This is a genomic window from Nostoc sp. LEGE 12447, assembly GCF_015206985.1.
GTDB lineage: Bacteria > Cyanobacteriota > Cyanobacteriia > Cyanobacteriales > Nostocaceae > Nostoc.
Window position 1 is genome coordinate 1 of the sequence record NZ_JADEXT010000024.1, and the last position, 17,207, is coordinate 17,207.

The following is a 17,207-nucleotide window of genomic DNA, read 5'->3' on the forward strand; positions in this document are numbered from 1 at the left end:
CTATGTAAAATCTCAATGCCCGTACCAGCCACCACCGAATCTAGCGCAGCGTTCCCCAGTTGCGTCAATGTTCACAGTTCCAGTTTTTTGTTAACGATCGCACTTGACATTCAAGACAGTCGCTACATCTAATGCACTGTTTTAGCTGTGCCATGCCGCTACGAAATAGAAAATATATACAGGAGTTTTTAATCCTGAATTTTAGCTGTTTTTAGCCAAGATATTGAACCGTTAATTGCTATAAATAGCAAAATTATATACAAAAAAGCAATAAATTTAACTTCTTTAACGTAGTACAACCAAATACCAATAACATCAACGATGATCCAGTAATACCAGCTTTCAATCCTTTTTTGCACCATGAGCCACATAGCAGTAAAACTCATGATTGTTGTGAGTGCATCTAAGTAAGGAAAAGAAGCTTTTTCTAGAAATATTGCAGGGAGTAATAGGTGAATTTGACTCATCAAAGCTCCCGTTGCAAACGAAATTGCTATTGTGATTGCCGCAATCAAAACAATTTTACGCGGTGGACTATATCGAATCAGCAAAACTTTACCATAATCAGGTGTACTCCATCGCCACCAGCCATATACACTAACAACTAAATAGTAGATTTGTTCTAAAAAATCCGAATACAAACGGATTTGATAGAAAAGTGCCATATATAGCAATACACTTACTATCCCAACAGGCCAAGTCAGAATTTTTCTTTGAGAAATTAGCCACGCCGACCATAAATAAAAGACCGTTCCCAAGAGTTCTATGTAGCTCATGGGATATCCTATCAGATTGAAAGCTATAGTATTTACACTCCAAAATTCCAGCATATTGATGCACTTTATCAAATAATTTTATTGAAAAATAGCTCTCCTAAGTTGGTATACTTCTGGTAACAAGACAATACTTTTTTAACAATACTAATACGTGTATTGAGGTCGCCAGACAAGCAAAAAAATGGAATTTTTCTCACAATTAAATCGCTCTCAATTTGTTTTTGAAATATGCTACGGTTTGCTTCTCCAGAGCGATCCCAGGTATCATGGTAAGGTATATCTAGATCGCAAAAAAACACTAAATCATAGCGCGATATGGCTTGATGGGCAAGTTCTGCTAACTCTCGGGCAACAGTTTTGTGGTAATACAACGAAAATTGATAGGTTGTCAAGGCATTGGTATCTGTAAATAAGTACTGGTTTGCTTGCAATAATAAGGCTTCTTCACGTTCTAAATGCCCTTTGGCAATCTCCACAAGTTGCAAGAGCGAAAGTCGTCTGTTGATTTGATTTTTTTCCCAATACTCGCGCCCGTACTCCGGCATCCATACAGTGTTGTACTCTTTAGCTAATTGTGATGCAATGGTGGTTTTACCAGTTGAAGGAGCGCCCAGAAAAACAATGTTAGCGATCAGATCGCGGTATACATCAGGATGTAAATACTCCCGCAATGCGTAAGTGTCTGTTCTGACTTGCGTTCCTGAAATTGGAAAAATTTTGCGATCGCAATCCACAAGTCGATTAACTGCTCCTAGTGCCTGGCTTACGTGTTCGCCGTAAAATTCACTACAGTAAAAGTGGGTAATTTTTTTTGATTCCAGTTGTTTCAGAATGTAATCTTCATGCATTTTCTTAATCTCAGGAGTGTCCCCAACCTCAGTTGGGCCATCCCAAGCTTCAATCACCTGGATTTGGGGATAAATTTTCCGCAGCCAGTTTGCTCGAACGGTTAAAGGAATCGCAGTCACCTCTGGACACTCATAAATCATCACCAGCACTTCATCCATCTCTGCTAAAGCAGTTTCAATTACCAATTGATGCCCTTTGTGGAGAGGTGCGTATTTGCCTAGCGTGAGTCCGCATTTACCAGCCATAATTTTGACTTTCCTTAGCTTTATATTTGAATTACACTAATGTCTATTTAAAAAACTTGGAAACATTGGACTTATAACTTTTGGTTGATGAGCTTGTTAGTTAATTAGATGAAAATTTTGCTGTAATTTAGAAAATATTAAGCAAAAAATATGTCCAAGATCGCAATTATTGACTTGCAGCCTGACAATCAAGTTGAAGAACGTGAAGTGTCTGAGGCAGTTATGGCGGTAGTCATTGGAGGAATTCAAGTTAAGCTTCTAGGTAATAATATTCTGGATGCGACATTCAAGGGTTTTACATTGACGGTTTAAATTTGGCAACATATCGCTTGGGGAAGGGGTAAATTCAAACCTTTTCCCCTTAATCCAAAGAAGTTATCTACACACTAGTAATAATAAATACCTTTTATGGTGTGTGACTGCCGCCATACAATCACACAAGAAGACAAAGGTACTGATTCCTTTCTCTTGATCCTCTCTTTGGCAGAGGTATTATTTTTCAGACAAATTTTTTAATATACGGAATGACTCAAGTATGGTTACACTACCGACATAGTAATCACTGTTGGTGGAATACCGAACGATGTATAAAAATGTTAAAAGATTTACTGCTATTTTTCTGTTGGTCTTTCTGTTGATTGTTTCTATCAACTTTGCAGTAATTGCTCAAAATAGTTCAGATGGCCCTTCTGTAAATTTTGCATCGCCTCAGATATGTTCAGTGCCTCCTGGTCTGAAAACTCAACAAGTCATTGCCGACAATGGTCGTAATCTAGTTAAGATGGGCGATCGCATCAGGGTAAGAGTTGAAGGATTATCAGCAGCCATCAAAAATACAACGGCTAATCCCAGCAATTCATTTGATCCTCGACAATTAGTGTTGTACCTGGATGGTTATGAACTAGAGGATGTTCACGGAGAACCAGTCATCGTCATGGTTCCGGGTAAAGATCAACAAAAAATTGTTGATGATAATTGGTTAGCTTTTCGGCTTGAACGTACCGATTCGTCTCAAGCTGCATGGAATACGCTTCTTAGCCAGGCAAATAGATACAGTATTAACGTAATAGCGGGGGTAGGCTGTCCCAGAAAACTGGCGATTCCGGTGAGCAATCCTCTATTACCTCCTCAATTAAAAATAGTTCTGTTATCGTGGCGATTTTGGCTGTGTCTGCTTCTAGTACTGTCTATTATATTAATATTTATTAGATATTGCCGAAGCACTCTTCGTAGCCCTGGAATAGAAGGGGTTTACTCTAAAAAAGAGGTGATTGGTAGCCAAGAATTGTTGATTCCAGAAAAGGCGGAACTTGAAAAAGAAGATAGAAAAACCCGAATTGCTCAATTTTTTCTTGGTAGAAAAAAACTAAACAAAAACCCGTTCAGTTTATCGATATCTCAACTTGCTTTTTGGACATTTATCATTTTTGGCTCTTACCTGATTATCTATGGCATAACAGGGGATTATACTAATATTTTGACTCAACAATCACTAATATTATTGGGAATCAATTCTATCACTGCGTTTGGTACTTCCTTAATTGATGGTCAGGGTAATGAGAAAAAGAGAAAAGGTAGTCAACGCATTTCTGAAGGTTTTTTCTATGATATATTATCGGATATAAATGGAGTCAACTTTCACCGCTTCCAAACATTTATTTGGACAGTTGCGATTGGACTTTTCTTTGTTTGGGAGGTCATTAAAAATCTGGCAATGCCGGAATTTGATGAAACACTTTTGACACTTCAAGGAATCAGTGCTGCAACATATCTTGGGCTTAGAGGGCAAGAGCAGCATGGTATGACAAAAGAAGCAGAATCTACAACTATAGAAGATAACGCATCTGAACAACCGTTTCCACCAGCACAAGACAATCCACCAGAGAGTGATTCATCGATTCCTGCTGGTTAGGTTAACATCACAATCCAAATACCAGCAGTGTAACCTCGACAATTGCTGGTGCTACAGTCAAACGCACCAAGTCAGACATATCTACCAGTGTCAAAAATGCAAATTTAAAGTCATTTTGTTTTTCAGGAAAATTATTTGGACTGATGTCGTCTGAACGCTGCGGATAGGAAAGATTCACCTATTAACAGAGACTCATCGACGCTCAAATTTGTAGACTCAATCACCACAGCATCCGCACTAACTCTATCTCTTTTTTACTTGAGGCGATCGCCTCAAGTAAAATGGAGATCGCCCTATGATAGATTCAATCTCGATTTTATGAGCCATTTTTTGCTCTGCAAATTAATTAACTTAGAAGGTAATGGTTTGAGAAGAACAGGCAGCGACGCTACTAACTTTATAGTTGCATCAGGACAAGAAGCCAATTATAGTTCGATCTTGAATAGTCTATAGTGTAAATCTTATTGTCGCGGAAGTTATAAGAATTTGCACCTTCATTTGTAGTGCTTGAGCCACTTACTCCAATATTTACACTATCACTAAAGTTTTTAATGTAGACGTTATCAACTCCCCCAAATATAGTATCTAATTGCACTAGATATAGGGGATTGCAAAATGTTTCTACATCATCTAGACAAAGGTTAAAAATTACTATTTTAGCCATTAGACTATTTGGTAGTTCAGGATTTTATTGAAAAGCGTTTAACTGTGACTATATGTCCCTTAATCAATCTTTTTAGGCTACAAGACACACACATCTATACACACGAAGCAAAACATCGCGTGATCCTCCTAAATCTCCCTTTACAAAGGGTGATTGTAACATTTATTACCACCCTTAAAAAGGGGGGTGGGGGATCTAAAACCTTTGGGGCAATTCTAAAAGAATTGTATGTACACCGTAGCTTTTTAAGCGAGAGTAACCAGAATTAAAGTCACCCTTAGCAAGGGGGATTCAGAGGTATCTAAAACTTTTGATACTGAAAAGATAACTGTTCAAACATCCTCTTAAATGCGTTTGCCTTAGTGCCCCATCGAACCTACGTACATTACACCAAAATTATTGTAATTTGACCTTGAATAGTCTATGGTATTGAACTTACTATCATTAATGCTATAGCCACCTGTACCTACATGTTTAATGTCTCCTGTACCTGTGCTATTTATATTTACGGAGTCACTGTTATTGGATATATAAATGTACGGGGAACCTCCCCATACAGTAGATACTTCTGTAGGACTTAGATCGTCTTGCAATGCCTTTACACTAATATAGTGTAAACTTAAAACTACTATTTTTGGCATATTTTTATTTCCTTTCACAATATAAATGTAATTTCATTTTACATGATTAATTAAAACAGGTGTAATCTGATTTTTAAAATCTCTAGGAGTTAAGAAAAAACTATTAATTCGAGCAGCAATTTAGTTTTTTCTCAAATTTGGGATCTTGTTTACCTTCAATTAAAGAACTAAAGTACTGATTAGGGAAAACTCACAGGATTTCTAAAACCCTTGCTGGATAAGAATCTTGATGAAAAAATTGGCTAAATTCTAAAACTCGCAAACCTTTACTATGAAAGGATTATTAGCCTTTAGATGCGTTTACACTAGCGACATGGCTGTAAAGGTTGTCTCTTTCATATTGAAGTTCTCTTGACGTTAAAGCTAGCTAGTAAAGTACTATAACCTATTTTAATTTATTTTTTGTTTAGGCTCTATTAAGACATATTTGGCTTTTTTTTGTCTTAAAATATTAGATTTTTATCTAGTAGTTTTTAATCTACGTTGTCAAACTACCGAGCAATAATTAATACGATAAAAGTGATAAATAATTTATATATTCATCGCTAGTGCAATTCTTTTTGTACGTTTGTATATAGCACAGTTAAAATGCAGAGATTCCTTATACAGCATAGTATTTAATGATAAATAGCAAGTCATTATCTTAGACTATATAAGTTTAAATATCTCACTTTTGACAGTTAATTTTAAGACAAAACTAATTTGATTATGTCCTGAAAATTTATACATACAGCTATTTTTTTTATTAAATCTTTATATAAAATATTTTTTCAACATAAAAGCTTCATGCAAGAACTATTGAAAGTATAGTTGATAGTGTAAAAATTGAAGAGTCAAACCAACTCCTCAAAAAACAAGATGTACCGAAACAAGAGGATTTTTGACTAAATTAATGATTGTTGGACTCTGACTGCTGGTAAATAATCAGAGAACAATTTGCAATGTTGAAATCAAAAAAAATCTGATTCAAAAAAGTAATGCAATGGCTAAAATAGTAATTTCTGACTTACGTTCTATTGATATAGAAATATTTCTGCACGGGCTATCTCCAGTACAATTAGAGACAATATTCGGTGGTGCTTCTGATATCTACATAAGCAATGTTCCTGATAGTGTAATTGATCAATTATCTGATGTAACTAGTAAACTGTCTACATTGATTCCTTCGTTAAATTTGGATAATAACAAGTTTCTTACCGTTGACTTCTCAAAATTAAATATAAATTTTGTCTTTGCTAGTTAAAGGTCTCCTATAAACGCTGTATGGTAGTTCTGCACACACTTTCAGATTTCATCGACTGCGATTTTACTGTCAGCGATTTATCTCCGAGTTATTGGTACGAAGGGCGTTGTCTTGAAACTGGCGTAGGCGTAGCCAGTCGTAGACATCGCTTAAGATTACCCCGCACCTCAATGTCTGAAGCGATCGCTCACGGACTAATGCAACAACTTACCAACAATGACTGTTATTCTCGTGAAGGTAAGATGTATGGAGTACTGTTGGTTGAACTGCCTAATGGCGAACAACGGGTACTGAAAGCCTTTTCCGGTCTTTTGAATGGTTGCAGTTTGGTTGCGGGTTGGGTTCCACCAATTCCAGGACGAGACGAAGTTGCTTTAGAGGAAGCCCGCACTTTAGCTGAGTTGGATAAGATCAAACAGGAAATTCTTTGTTTGAAGCAACTAACCGAACGTCAGCAGTATGAAACCCTATCTGATGAATTTGAGCGACAGTTGCAAGCAATGAGCGATCGCCATCGTCATTGCAAACACCAACGACAGGAAAAACGTCAACAAATCTGCAATACGCTCACTCCAGAAGCACTCGCGATCGCCATTGAACAACTCGACGAAGAAAGTCGTCAGCAAGGAATTGAGCGACGACAACTTAAACGCCAGCAAAATGAAGTATTACAACCTCTCCAGCAGTTAATTGCAGCAACGGATGCGCGAATTAGCGAACTGAAACAACAGCGGAAAGCCTTATCGCGTCAATTACAAGCTCAGATGCAGGCTAGCTACAGCCTGACTAATTTTTCCGGGCGATCGCTATCATTACAGCAATTGATGCCGGGAGGTTCGCCCACTGGCACAGGTGATTGTTGCGCCCCAAAGTTACTGCATTATGCGGCAACACATAATTTAAAACCACTAGCAATGGCAGAGTTTTGGTGGGGTGCATCTTCAGTAAATCAAGATAAAATTCAGGGAGAATTTTATGGCGCGTGTGTTGAACGATGTCAGCCATTAATGGGGTTTTTGCTCTCAGGGTTAAGACCTAACCCCCCAGCCCCCTTGCCTACGTTCGCGCAGCGTCTCGAAGAGAGGGAAGGGGGAGTAAGAATCCCCTCCCCTGATAGGGTTTGGGGAGAGGTCACTTTACCCATTCTTTATGAAGACGAATGGTTAATTGCTGTAAACAAACCTGCTGGATTACTTTCGGTACCTGGCCGTTATCGCGATCGCCAAGATAGTGTTTTGAGTCGCTTACGTCATCTGTTACCCGATGGGATGGCGCTTGCATCTGTGCATCGCCTAGATCAGGAAACTTCTGGGGTTTTGTTGTTAGCACGCGATCGCCAAACCCATAAGCAACTCAGCCAGCAGTTTCAGCAACGCCAGGTTCACAAGGTTTATGAAGCAATACTTTCCGGTGTTGTGGTAGCTGAACAAGGTGTAATTGCCTTGCCATTATGGGGAGATCCTGAAAATCGCCCTTATCAAAAAGTTGATTGGCAAAACGGTAAACCCAGCTTGACAAACTTCCAGGTAATATCGAGAGAACAAGATTACACCCGCGTAGAATTTACACCGCTAACAGGACGCACCCATCAATTGAGGGTTCATGCGGCTGATGTGCGAGGACTTGGGATTGCTATTTTAGGCGATCGCCTTTATGGATGCGATGCAGTTACCAGTCGCTTACATCTACACGCTAGAGAACTTCATTTTGAGCATCCACAGTTAAAAAAAACCTTGTATTTAAAAGCGATTACACCCTTTTGACGGAACTCCCAAGAATCAAAGTATAGCTTTGTCTGCCCTAACAGTAGCCCTTTCAAGGTGACTAGTAAAATCTCTTATCTTTTCTCAGCGCTCTCAGCGCCTCTGTGGTTAAAAAAATACTTTTAAACCGCAGAGGCGCAGAGGACACAGAGTATAGAGCTTAAAGAGGAATTTATTGACCAAAATTTTTACTCACTTTGAAAGGGCTAGCCCATTGCTTTTTTAATTTGTATGTGATAATTTTTGCTTGTAGTTAATTCAACGGTTATCCGACCGATTTGCCGTACTTACGGAAATTAATATCACAGCTAAAAAACTGCACAATAAACCTATCCAACGAATTATTGTGAGATTACTTCACAAGATTGCCTGATCTATCCTTGAAAATCCCTAGTGAGTGGTAAGAACGAGAGTGCTGGAGTTTACTTTTAGACTCTCATTCTTATCTTTTCTTTAATCAAAGGAGTAAAAAAAAGTTGTTGGCCCAGTTCAAAAAGTTATTATTTTTATTGCCACAACACTCAATCAAATACCTTCATAGCTTATTAATTAGCGCTATCCGGATCAATGCATAGCGATTCCTCTATGAGTAAACCTGCTCTATTTGTATGTAAAAAATTTGCTGTTAATCTAGCTGGTGCAGGCAAGGATCTGTTATTAAAAGTATTGGAAAAAAGAATATTCCGAAACAGAAATTTCACTATGTCTTCTTACCTCCAACTATTTAAGTAGAAAAGATAAATGGAGAACAATTCCCAATTCCCAATGTAAAAAGAGATGCACCATGCCAATTGAATTTATTGGAATGATTGGAACACGACAGATATCTGAGTTAGATGGGCCAAGAGTTGCAATCACTGGAGGTTCCATAGATGCCGCTTATGTTCGCAAATTTGCTCAAGCACATGAAGATGGTGGCTTTGATCGCGTACTGGTTGGTTATGGTTCAACTGGCCCTGATAGCTTAACTGTGGCATCATTTGCGGCGGCTGCAACAGAACGGTTGAAGTTTTTAATCGCTCATCGCCCTGGTTTCGTGGCTCCTACGCTCTTTGCACGCAAGACAGCAACTTTGGATCATTTTACTAATGGTCGCATCGCCGTACACATTATTACAGGTGGTAGCGATGCTGAACAACAACGCGATGGTGATTGGCTTGACCATGATACTCGCTATCGCCGTACAGATGAATATCTTGACATTGTACGTCGAGTGTGGATGAGTGATACTCCCTTCGACTATGAGGGCGAATTCTATCGGGTGAAAGATGCTTACTCAGATGTGAAGCCTCTGCAACAGCCCCATATACCTGTGTACTTTGGAGGTGCTTCTGGTGCCGCAGTACCTGTGGGTGCAAAGCACAGTGATGTATACGCTATGTGGGGAGAACCCATTGCAGCAATTAAAGAACGGGTACGTGAAGTAAAAGCTGTAACACCACAGGGGCGATCGCCACGGTTCAGTGTATCTTTGCGGCCAATCTTGGGTGATACAGAAGAAAAGGCTTGGCAACGGGCACATTCAATTCTGTCGCGTGTTAAAGAAATTCGGGCGGCAAAAACAGACAATCAACCGCCGATAGCTCCCAGCTTGAATTCAGCACGCCCGCAAGCAGTGGGTTCCAGTCGTTTATTACAGTTTGCCCAAGAAAGCGAAATTTTTGATAAGCGCTTGTGGACTCCAATTGCTGCCGCTACTGGTGCTTATGGTAATACTACTGCCCTCGTTGGTACGCCGGAGCAAGTAGCAGAGTCCCTTGTGGATTACTATGATGCGGGGGTAACTACTCTATTGATTCGAGGATTTGATCCATTAGAAGATGCGATCGCTTACGGTCGTGATGTGATTCCCTTAGTTCGGGCAGAAGTGCAACGGCGGGAGCGACAAGCAGCTGTCATTGCTTAGTGCAGCTTTGCCTAATTAATACCTTAGTGTTTTGAAACACAGATGCGCTTCGCCTTCCTACAAAGTAGGTACGTAGAATTTTTTCAAGTAATTTAACTACTCCCCATTCTCCGTTTCAAATATTTGAATACTGCTGTAAATAATTTGATTATTCCAAAATTGCATGACTAAAGTATTGATTCTCGATGCCAACCAAGAACCATTGTATCCAGTACGCATCAGCCATGCTAGGCTGCTATTGTCACAAGGTAAAGCTACCGTATTCCAGCGATATCCCTTTACTATCATTTTGAAGGAGTCTTTATCTAATTTAAAAATTGAGCAACTTGGCTTCAAAATTCACCCTAATATTAAAATCACTCGTAATTGAATTCTTAACTACGAATTACGAATTAGTTAATCTTAGTCGCCTCCCAAACCGAGGAATTATAGATGACGAACCACACTATCTTGGAACCATTGCCAGAAGACCAATGGTTTATTGAGAGTCAGGAACTACGATCCTTTGTAGCAACAGTGCGGGAAATTAGCGCTCTCACTGCTGGCGATCGCACACAAACTCTCGCTAGATTAGAACCCTATTTTCAAGAACTACTTGCCCAACAGGAATGGCTATCTGAAAAGTTTGCCCAAATTAATCCTGAAAGCAAGATGGGTGGTGGTATAGGTCAGTGGCTACTTTATCGCGCCAAAGATCGTTCTCTGTCAGTCTTCAGTTTGGTAATTCCCCCAGGTTCTACGACTCCCGTCCACGATCATTTAGCCTGGGGATTGATTGGTTTATACAAAGGCAATCAAGAAGAAACAGTCTACCGCCGTGTAGATAACGGCGATGCTGAAGGACATGCACAATTACAAGTAACTGAAGTGCGATCGCTTCAACCAAGCGATATCTACCGCCTTCTCCCCCCAGACGGTGATATCCACGCCGTCAAAACTACATCCCAGAGCGCATCTGTATCTATTCATATTCTGGGTAATGATACTGGTTGTATTTTGCGTCACCAGTTCATTCCAGAATCTCATAGCGTCAAATCCTTTCGCTCTGGATATTCCAACGCTCCCTGTAAAGAGGAAAAAGAACATGTCTAGGTATAGTAGACCACAAGTCCCTGTATTCGAGCGAGTTGAAGACGAACGCCTGCACCGCAAGCAACGCCTAGCCGCAGCCTTTCGCCTATTTGGTAAATTTGGTTTCAGCGAAGGAATCGCAGGCCATATTACGGCTCGCGATCCAGAATTTACAGACCATTTTTGGGTCAATCCATTAGGAACATATTTCGGTCATATCCGAGTTTCTGACCTGCTCTTAGTTAACAGAGAAGGTGAGGTGGTTAAAGGCGATGCTGAAGTGAATAGAGCTGCTTTCGCCATCCATTCTCAGATTCATGAAGCTCGACCTGATGTCATCGCGGCGGCTCACGCCCATTCAATTTATGGTAAAGCCTGGTCTAGTTTAGGTCGTCTCCTTGACCCTTTGACTCAAGATTCTTGTGCTTTTTACGAAGATCATGCCCTGTTTGACGATTTCACCGGTGTGGTTTTAGAAACTTCTGAAGGTCAACGACTGGCGCAAACCTTGGGGGACAAGAAAGCAATAATTCTCCGTAACCACAGCATTTTAACTGTGGGACAGACGGTAGATGAAGCTGCCTTTTGGTACATTAGTTTAGAGCGATCGTGCCAAGCTCAACTGCTGGCAGAAGCTGCGGGTAGACCTACTATTATCAAACACGAAACAGCCCGTTTAACACAAACTCAAGTGGGGTCACGTATCAGTGGGTGGTTCAGTTTCCAGCCCCTTTACGACAGAATTGTACGTGAAGAACCTGATTTGCTGAATTAGTAATATATTTTTTGATACTAGGATAATAAGTAAGGAAGTATTAGTTTTTCTACTTTCCATTCTTTTTATTAAAGCAACAGGCAACAGGGCAGGTGTTGGATCTAATACGGTTCGGATAAGCTTTTTTGATGATACGCCCTAGATCATAAAGACACGATAAATCGCCGTCTTTACAATAATCAGTCCTTTGTAGAAACGGCGATTAGATCGTGTCTCTTGGCTTAACCGAACCGTATTGGGTGTTGGACGGGATTTAAAACATCGTCCAACACAATGCTTGTCACCTCGACCAAAAGTTGGTCAAATTTTCCTGAAATTATTTATATACTCCGGTAAACCTATAAGTTTATAGTATTCATATAGCTCAGAGAAATCATTTTGATGATTAACCTAATCTTTCGCCGTTTCATTGCCAAGTGGATATCGTTGGTAAAAATCAGGAATATCCCATTTAATAATCAGCACAAATTATTCTTTTCTTCTCCTTTGCCAATGACGGGGGCTTTTGTTACAGGGCTGTGTCTGAGCGTGCTATTTGCTGCCTGTTCATCGCCATCGACTGTTAGTTCTTCTAATCCTAGTGCGACATCTGTTAGTAATTCTGCTTCCAGTAAAGCCACAGTATTAAGATTTGGCTATCAGAAATCGAATATATTGCTGAGAAACAAAGGTGTCTTAGAAAAGCGTTTGTCACCAAATGGAATATCTGTAGAATGGATCGAATTTCCGGCGGGGCCACAATTACTAGAAGCCATGAATGTGGGTAGTATTGACTTCGGACACGTAGGAGAATCACCACCAATATTTGCTCAAGCAGCAGGAGCATCATTAACTTACGTCGCTGGTATTGCTTCTAGTCCTGCTGGTTCAGCAATTCTTGTTCCTCAGAATTCTTCAATTCAAAAACTTACTGACTTGAAAGGTAAAAAAGTTGCTTTTCAAAAGGGTTCTAGTGCCCACTTATTGTTAGTCCAAGCTTTAGAAAAAGCGGGATTAAAATATACAGACATTGAGCCTAAATATTTGCCGCCTGCTGATGCCCGCGCTGCATTTGTCAAGGGTAGTATAGATGCGTGGGTAATTTGGGACCCGTTCTATGCAGCCGCTCAAGAGGCAACTAAAGCCAGAGTTCTGATTGATGGGACAGGAATTAATAAACAGGGAGGATATTATTTGGGAACCCGTAAATTTGTCACTGAAAATCCCCAAACTGTAAAGGCAGTTTTAGAAGAAATTCAAAGCCTAGAAGAATGGTCTAAACAGCATCGAGAAGAGGTAGCACAAACTCTATCATCTGTGCTAGCAATTGACATAGCAACAATGAGAAAAGCTACTAATAGGCGAACTTTTGGAATTGTGCCAATTGATAATAATCTGATAGCTTTACAACAAAAGGTTGCTGATACATATTATCAGTTGAAGCTGATTCCTAAACAAGTTAATGTCAAAGATGGAGTACTAACGCAAGAGCAATATGCTGCATTTTCACCAAAGATTTAGACCAGAATCATAAATTTGCTGTAGAGGCATAACCATGTGTAGATGTATGCCTCTACAGATGGAATTGGTGTTAGTAATAAAATATCGGAAAAATTGGGAGTTGATTATGACTAATCCTATAGAACTACTGCGATCGCGCTACGGTGAAATTCCCTTCAATCCCGAAGAATGGAATGATTCTCTGACGGCACTATTATCTCATCGTTCCATCCGATCTTATCTATCCGATCCTTTACCAGAGGGAACTCTGGAGTTGTTAATTGCAGCCGCCCAATCTGCATCTACTTCCTCTAATTTACAAACCTGGAGTGTGGTAGCAGTTGAAGATCCAGAACGCAAAGAAGAATTATCTAAATTAGCAGGAAACCAAGCACATATTAAGCAGGTTCCTTTATTCTTGGTTTGGTTGGCAGACTTGGCGCGTCTAAGTTACGTTGCTGACAGTCGCGGCATATCTCATGATGCGCTAGAATACTTGGAAATGTTTGTGATGGCAACAATCGATGCAACTTTGGCGGCGCAAAATGCAGCAGTTGCAGCTGAGTCAATCGGTTTAGGAACAGTGTATATCGGTGGAATCAGGAACCGCCCGCAAGAGGTAGCAGAGATATTGAATTTACCCTCCTCTGTTTATGCTGTATTTGGGTTATGTGTAGGCTATCCGAATCCAGAGGTAGAAGCAGCGATTAAGCCAAGATTGCCACAATCAGCCGTGTTGCACCGCGAAACTTATAAATTGTCAGAGCAAGAAGAAGCGATCGCTCACTACAACGACATCATCAAAGAATTCTATACTGAACAAAAGATGAATGTCCCTGGTGATTGGTCAGAACACTCAGCCCAAAGGATCGCAACTGTTGAGTCATTGAGAGGACGCGATCGCTTGCGGGAAGCTCTCAATCACCTTGGCTTCAAGCTACTGTAAACAACAAAAATCAAGATTATGGATTTGCAACTCCGTGGCAAAGTCGCCTTAGTAACTGCTGCTAGTAAAGGTTTGGGCAAAGCTACAGCGAGACAATTTGCCCGTGAAGGTGCAAAAGTTGCCATCTGCGCCCGTAGTGAGTTAATTGACACAACTGCTGCGGAAATTGCAAGCGAAACAGGTACAGAAGTGCTATCTCTGCGTGCCGATGTTACCAGTCAAGCAGATATTGAGCGGGTAATTAATGCCACAGTAGAGAAATTCGGCGGGTTGGATATCCTCGTTACCAACGCCGGAGGCCCACCCGCAGGTACTTTTGACGATATCGATTTGGCAACTTGGGAAACTTCGATCAACTTGACTTTGCTAAGTGCGGTACGTTTGGTAAAGTTCGCTTTACCTCACTTACGCCAATCTACCGCACCAGCGATTCTGACCATCACCTCAACCTCAACTAAACAACCAGTCCAAAATCTCGTGTTGTCTAATTCCATTCGATTAGCAGTGATTGGTTTAACTAAAACTCTCAGCCAAGAACTAGGTAGCGATAAAATTCGCGTCAACAGCATTCTACCAGGCTGGACATATACAGAACGGGTGGAAGAATTAATCAATGCGCGGATTGCTAAAAGTGGTGAAACAAAAGAAGCAGAAATTGCTAGAGTCAGTGCGACAGTTCCTTTAGGTCGTATTGGGACACCAGAAGAGTTTGCCAATGTTGCTGTCTTTCTGAGTTCACCAGCCGCATCCTTTGTGAATGGAGTCATGCTGCAAGTAGATGGCGGAGCTATTCAGGGCACATTTTGAGCTTTGACAACTAATTTTAAGTAAGTTGGCACAATAAAATAAAACTATGTAAAGAAATGAACTAGGCTAAAACCCTTGTACTTATTGCCTATTGCCTATTGCCTATTGCCTTATCCCAAAGACAGTTATTTTTTATGCCCACTTACTTATAATGAAGTTGATATTCGCTTCAAGCGCATCTGTATATAATTAAGCAATCTATTCTGATTTACGGGTAATTCATGAATTACCCATACAGTCTTTTCGAAAAATTATACCCAATTTTCTAACGAAAATTCGAACCTGTCAAAGTCAGAACGGGGCTTTAGACCCAGTTTTTTGGTAAAGTCGTGAACCTGTTGTTCCAGGAATTGTGTAAAATATTCTCCTGACCAGATGTTAAAATCCCTTATACAAATGAAGGGTTCTAGAATGCCCCGAAAACTTTCAGTTACCCTGAAGATAAAAGGGTTATATCTCTTGCCAAAGTACTAAGCACATCTGAAGTATTGCTTTATTTTCTTTTGTTTGCCTGTTTTTGGGGCAAAACGGAGGGTGAGGGCAATATTTATTAACGCAGCAAAAAAGTTAGAAAACTATGCACGGATTGCTAAAACGTGCCTGGACGCAGAAGAGGGTTAAATGCGCCGTCGCACCCCTGTGAAGCGTCAAGAAATAGCTGATTAAATAGAATTTTAACCGATTTAATCATATATTTTGTAGCAGATACTTGTGGAAAAGCAAATGCTAGGTGTAAATGTTGTTATGAAAGTTGGCGATCGCGTCCGCGTTAAAGATTCGGTAGTAGTGTATCATCATCCTGAACATCGGAATCAGGCTTTTGACATCAAAGGCATAGAAGGCGATGTAGTCAATATTGCCACCCAATGGCAAGGCAGACCAGTCAGCGCTAATCTGCCGGTTGTAGTCCAGTTTAGTAAAAAGTTTAAAGCCCATTTACGTGAAAATGAGTTAGAAGTCATCTAAATCACTTATCGGCGGCGAAACCACTGAAAAATATTCAGTTCGCCGCGCATTCTTTTTAGCTCTTGGCGGTTCTGCTCTGCTGTTGCATAATACCACTCACAATAACGCTGAAACTCTGACCTTGAGCGAACTTCGTGGTAGAACTGGTGAGTTGTTTGGTAAGCAGCAAAAGCTTCCTCAACTTGGGGTTGAGGTGATGGCATAATATAAGGTAAGTTTTTAGACATAAAGTTAATTTAGTTAGTCATTTGTCATTAAGAATTTGAAGTTAAAACTTTGGAATTTAGGCAATTACGGCATTTTATAATTAATAACTCATAACTCATAATTCCCAACTCCTGACATTATTAAATCCAACCGCGTAAGCGATAAATCAAAGAACCAATGTACTCTTTTAAAGCGCTAGTAAATTGGTGCAAGTTGTCGGTATCAGGTAATAAATTTAGTATAGCGGCTTTGGGAGTGCCACCAAGTTCTTGCAGTTCACCCTGACTAACTAAAAAGTCTGTGGGTGCAGGAATAACATTAATTCCTTGACGCTGAAAAATGTTAAGCGATCGCGGCATGTGCATTGCCGAAGTAACTAATAATACTTGATTGATGCCACGAGATTCTAAAATTTTTCGGACATTTACAGCATTTTGATAAGTATTGAGAGATTCAGGTTCCTGAACAATTGCCTCAGATGGAATACCAATAGATGTGAGTATTGTTGCCATATCTGCCGACTCTGGTGAACCGCCACCACGCCAATCAATGCGGCCCCCGCTTAGAATGATTATAGGCGCTCTTTTTTGGCGATATAGTTGTGCAGCATAAATCACGCGATCGCCCGATTCGCTCAAATCGACGGTAGGTCTTGGGGGAAAAGCTGATTTGGTTGCGCCACCCAAAACCACAATCGCTTCTGCAACTGGTATTTGGGCGAGTGGCAGATTTTGCCATTCTAGCGATCGCACTAATGATTTAGCGATCCAAGCGTTACTACAAAATAGCAATAAAGTTAGGGCAAAAGCAATTGCGATCGCCGCAGTGCGCGGTCGTTTCCACAAGGTGATTAATGCGACTACCAAACTTACACAGGCTAATCCTAGTGGATAAAAAAATAGTGGCAGTAATTTGGAAAGATATAAAAACATAGTGGGGAATGGGGAATAGGCAATA

At 40.3% G+C, this 17,207-nt stretch carries 17 protein-coding genes; 12 read left to right on the forward strand and 5 right to left on the reverse strand.

Annotation, left to right across the window (positions count from 1 at the left end; translation table 11 throughout):
* Window positions 1–188: 188 nt before the first annotated feature.
* Together pnuC and IQ274_RS22095 are read right to left on the reverse strand one after the other, a co-directional pair.
* Complete coding sequence (gene pnuC / locus IQ274_RS22090) at window positions 189–776, reverse strand: nicotinamide riboside transporter PnuC (RefSeq protein ID WP_194143430.1); 588 nt, start codon at window positions 774–776, stop codon at window positions 189–191.
* 68 nt (window positions 777–844) lie between these two features.
* On the reverse strand, window positions 845–1,870 hold the full coding sequence (locus tag IQ274_RS22095) for an AAA family ATPase (protein ID WP_194143431.1): 1,026 nt from the start codon (window positions 1,868–1,870) through the stop codon (window positions 845–847).
* A gap of 150 nt (window positions 1,871–2,020) precedes the next feature.
* Here IQ274_RS22095 and IQ274_RS22100 point away from each other — a divergent pair, with 150 nt between their 5' ends.
* Together IQ274_RS22100 and IQ274_RS22105 are read left to right on the forward strand one after the other, a co-directional pair.
* Entirely contained in the window at window positions 2,021–2,182 is a 162-nt protein-coding gene (locus IQ274_RS22100) for a hypothetical protein (RefSeq protein WP_174710831.1), read from the forward strand.
* Between the two features lie 271 nt (window positions 2,183–2,453).
* Complete coding sequence (locus tag IQ274_RS22105) at window positions 2,454–3,782, forward strand: hypothetical protein (RefSeq protein ID WP_194143432.1); 1,329 nt, start codon at window positions 2,454–2,456, stop codon at window positions 3,780–3,782.
* Window positions 3,783–3,789: 7 nt separating this feature from the next.
* On the opposite strand, the gene IQ274_RS22110 is transcribed toward IQ274_RS22105, so the two are convergent.
* Window positions 3,790–3,960 (reverse strand): hypothetical protein, encoded by a 171-nt coding sequence (locus tag IQ274_RS22110; RefSeq protein ID WP_194143433.1) that lies wholly within the window; start codon window positions 3,958–3,960, stop codon window positions 3,790–3,792.
* Window positions 3,961–6,069: 2,109 nt separating this feature from the next.
* Between IQ274_RS22110 and IQ274_RS22115 the strand changes: the two genes are divergently transcribed.
* The 10 genes from IQ274_RS22115 to IQ274_RS22160 all read left to right on the forward strand — a co-directional run bounded on the left by IQ274_RS22115 (window position 6,070) and on the right by IQ274_RS22160 (window position 16,043).
* Window positions 6,070–6,330, forward strand: a complete 261-nt coding sequence (locus IQ274_RS22115) for a hypothetical protein (RefSeq protein ID WP_163936925.1) — start codon at window positions 6,070–6,072, stop codon at window positions 6,328–6,330.
* 20 nt (window positions 6,331–6,350) lie between these two features.
* Window positions 6,351–8,093, forward strand: a complete 1,743-nt coding sequence (locus IQ274_RS22120; RefSeq protein ID WP_194143434.1) for an RluA family pseudouridine synthase — start codon at window positions 6,351–6,353, stop codon at window positions 8,091–8,093.
* A gap of 784 nt (window positions 8,094–8,877) precedes the next feature.
* Complete coding sequence (locus tag IQ274_RS22125; RefSeq protein WP_194143435.1) at window positions 8,878–9,999, forward strand: LLM class flavin-dependent oxidoreductase; 1,122 nt, start codon at window positions 8,878–8,880, stop codon at window positions 9,997–9,999.
* A 163-nt stretch (window positions 10,000–10,162) separates the two neighbouring features.
* Complete coding sequence (locus tag IQ274_RS22130; protein ID WP_194143436.1) at window positions 10,163–10,369, forward strand: RRXRR domain-containing protein; 207 nt, start codon at window positions 10,163–10,165, stop codon at window positions 10,367–10,369.
* Between the two features lie 62 nt (window positions 10,370–10,431).
* A complete protein-coding gene (locus IQ274_RS22135) occupies window positions 10,432–11,091 on the forward strand; it encodes a cysteine dioxygenase family protein (protein WP_194143437.1) in 660 nt (219 codons plus the stop codon).
* A complete protein-coding gene (locus tag IQ274_RS22140; RefSeq protein WP_163936940.1) occupies window positions 11,084–11,845 on the forward strand; it encodes a class II aldolase/adducin family protein in 762 nt (253 codons plus the stop codon). Before IQ274_RS22135 ends, IQ274_RS22140 begins: the two co-directional genes overlap by 8 nt.
* 381 nt (window positions 11,846–12,226) lie before the next feature.
* Window positions 12,227–13,345, forward strand: a complete 1,119-nt coding sequence (locus IQ274_RS22145; RefSeq protein ID WP_194143438.1) for a sulfonate ABC transporter substrate-binding protein — start codon at window positions 12,227–12,229, stop codon at window positions 13,343–13,345.
* Between the two features lie 106 nt (window positions 13,346–13,451).
* Window positions 13,452–14,270, forward strand: a complete 819-nt coding sequence (locus IQ274_RS22150; protein WP_194143439.1) for an NADPH-dependent oxidoreductase — start codon at window positions 13,452–13,454, stop codon at window positions 14,268–14,270.
* Window positions 14,271–14,288: 18 nt separating this feature from the next.
* The gene (locus IQ274_RS22155; protein WP_194143440.1) at window positions 14,289–15,077 is read left to right on the forward strand and encodes an SDR family oxidoreductase; all 789 of its coding nucleotides are present in this window, start codon (window positions 14,289–14,291) and stop codon (window positions 15,075–15,077) included.
* A gap of 744 nt (window positions 15,078–15,821) precedes the next feature.
* Window positions 15,822–16,043 carry a ferredoxin-thioredoxin reductase variable chain gene (locus IQ274_RS22160; RefSeq protein WP_012407397.1) on the forward strand — a complete coding sequence of 74 codons (222 nt, stop codon included), beginning with the start codon at window positions 15,822–15,824 and terminating at the stop codon, window positions 16,041–16,043.
* Between the two features lie 5 nt (window positions 16,044–16,048).
* Here the strand turns inward: IQ274_RS22160 and IQ274_RS22165 are convergent, their stop codons facing one another.
* Window positions 16,049–16,270 carry a hypothetical protein gene (locus IQ274_RS22165; protein ID WP_012407396.1) on the reverse strand — a complete coding sequence of 74 codons (222 nt, stop codon included), beginning with the start codon at window positions 16,268–16,270 and terminating at the stop codon, window positions 16,049–16,051.
* A gap of 120 nt (window positions 16,271–16,390) precedes the next feature.
* Window positions 16,391–17,182: a YdcF family protein gene (locus IQ274_RS22170; RefSeq protein ID WP_194143441.1), complete on the reverse strand. Its 792-nt coding sequence runs from the start codon at window positions 17,180–17,182 to the stop codon at window positions 16,391–16,393.
* Window positions 17,183–17,207: the final 25 nt, after the last annotated feature.